The 1,681-nt window shown below is 55.3% G+C and carries 2 protein-coding genes and 1 tRNA gene; all 3 read left to right on the top strand.

All coding sequences use genetic code 11. The features are described from left to right. Positions 1–63 precede the first annotated feature (63 nt). The 3 genes from QVO51_RS02415 to QVO51_RS02425 all read left to right on the top strand — a co-directional run bounded on the left by QVO51_RS02415 (position 64) and on the right by QVO51_RS02425 (position 1,087). Positions 64–139: transfer RNA gene (locus QVO51_RS02415), tRNA-Asn, on the top strand. A gap of 69 nt (positions 140–208) precedes the next feature. Continuing rightward, the gene (locus QVO51_RS02420; protein ID WP_022357086.1) at positions 209–652 is read left to right on the top strand and encodes an Rrf2 family transcriptional regulator; all 444 of its coding nucleotides are present in this window, start codon (positions 209–211) and stop codon (positions 650–652) included. 81 nt (positions 653–733) lie between these two features. Further along, positions 734–1,087 carry a cupin domain-containing protein gene (locus tag QVO51_RS02425; protein ID WP_276747493.1) on the top strand — a complete coding sequence of 118 codons (354 nt, stop codon included), beginning with the start codon at positions 734–736 and terminating at the stop codon, positions 1,085–1,087. Positions 1,088–1,681: the final 594 nt, after the last annotated feature.

A 1,681-nucleotide genomic window follows, 5' to 3' on the forward strand; every position in this document is an offset into this window, starting at 1 on the left:
ACCTGGGAAGATAAATCAACGCCGACACAAAACGGTGCAGAGCTTTTGCTCTGCACTCTCTATTCCTCCATAGCTCAGTCGGTAGAGCACCTGACTGTTAATCAGGGTGTCACTGGTTCAAGTCCAGTTGGGGGAGCCAAGAAAAAAAGCCTGAACATGTATGTGTTCAGGCTTTCTTGTTTTAGTACCTGTAGGAGGAGCGGACATTATGCAGATTTCAAGCAGATTCACCCTTGCGGTTCATATTCTCCTGTGTCTGGATACCTTCCGGGATCAATACAAGGTCACCAGCGAGTTTCTGGCTGGCAGCACCAATGTGCACCCGGTGATGATCCGGAAGCTGCTGGGTCAGTTAAAGACTGCCGGTCTGGTGGAGGTGACACAGGGCTCCGGCGGCGCAAGCATTGCAAGACCCCTGGAGCAGATCACTCTGTTGGATGTGTACCGGGCGGTGGACAGTGTGGATGCGGATTCCCTGTTCCATTTCCACGAAAAGCCCAATCAGCTTTGCCCGGTGGGGCGGAATGTGCACGGGGTGCTGGATCCATGTCTTGCCCGTGCACAGCATGCGATGGAACGGGAATTACAGAGCGTCACCATGGCGCAGGTGCGTGGGGATTTGCAGCATCGGCTGGATACGGAGGAGTCGTGAGAGTTCATGGCTCCTTACAACAGCGGTGTGCTATACTATAGTTGTAACAAGAACTGTTACATCATGAATGGAGGTATTCTCATGAAACAGTACACGAAAATCACACTTGGAGCCGATAGCCGCACGGAGCTGCACGATAAGCTGGGGCTTACCGGCGCCGAGGTCAGCATCAACACCCTGCCGGCAGGGGCGGGGGTGCCCTTTGTCCACGCCCACAAGCAGAATGAGGAGATTTACGGTATCCTGACCGGCAAGGGCAAGGCGGTGATCGACGGGGAGGAGATTACTCTGACTGCCGGGGACTGGCTCCGGGTGGCGCCGGCGGCAAAGCGCCAGTTCTCCGCAGCTGCTGACAGTGCCATTTCCTATGTGTGCATTCAGGTGAAGGAGTACTCCCTTGCAGGGTTTACACAGGAGGACGCAGTGGTGGAATGATCCCTGCTGCCCACGCCCGGAGCATCCGCTCCGGGCTTTTTTGTATTCGGTACATCCCACAAAAGCGGTTCAGCGGCTTTGTGCAGGGTTCCTATACAATCCGTTGAAAATAAACAGCAGGTACATTCTCTACCGCCCTATACATTTAAAACAAAATTCAGTTGACATTGCGTTGGATAGATGGTAAAATAGCATAAAGGGCAGTTTGTCGGCACGGAATGAGGGGCGGTACTGCAAAGGTAAGGGGATTGGGTCATTATGAGCATGCAGACAGAAGCAGCCGGGATTCCGGCATACACACCGGTGGTTACCGGCTCAGTTAAACAATATGTATATAAACGGAAGGGCTGCCTGGTGGATCGACAGATCCGGCTGCTGGCGGAAGCTCCGAGAAACGAGGCTTGGGCATGCCGGGTGGAGCGGCTGGCGGCGGCACTGGTGCTGCTGCCGGATTCTGTTACCAGATTCTGCACCCGGACGGATACGTTGGAACAGCTGGAGGAGGAGGTTCCCGGCGTGCATGCAAACGCCAGGGAAGCCCTGGCAAAGGAGGCTGCCGCCCTGTCGGATCGGGTGAGTCGGGACTCCCTGCCG

The sequence above is a fragment of the Ruminococcus sp. CAG:379 genome (genome assembly GCF_000434255.1).
Taxonomy (GTDB): Bacteria; Bacillota; Clostridia; order Oscillospirales; family Ruminococcaceae; genus Ruminococcus_F; species Ruminococcus_F champanellensis.

Bases quoted from the DNA above. Each gene is read 5' to 3' on its own strand.
- QVO51_RS02420 (WP_022357086.1), top strand. From the start codon at position 209: ATGCAGATTTCAAGCAGATTCACCCTTGCGGTTCATATTCTCCTGTGT.
- QVO51_RS02425 (WP_276747493.1), top strand. From the start codon at position 734: ATGAAACAGTACACGAAAATCACACTTGGAGCCGATAGCCGCACGGAG.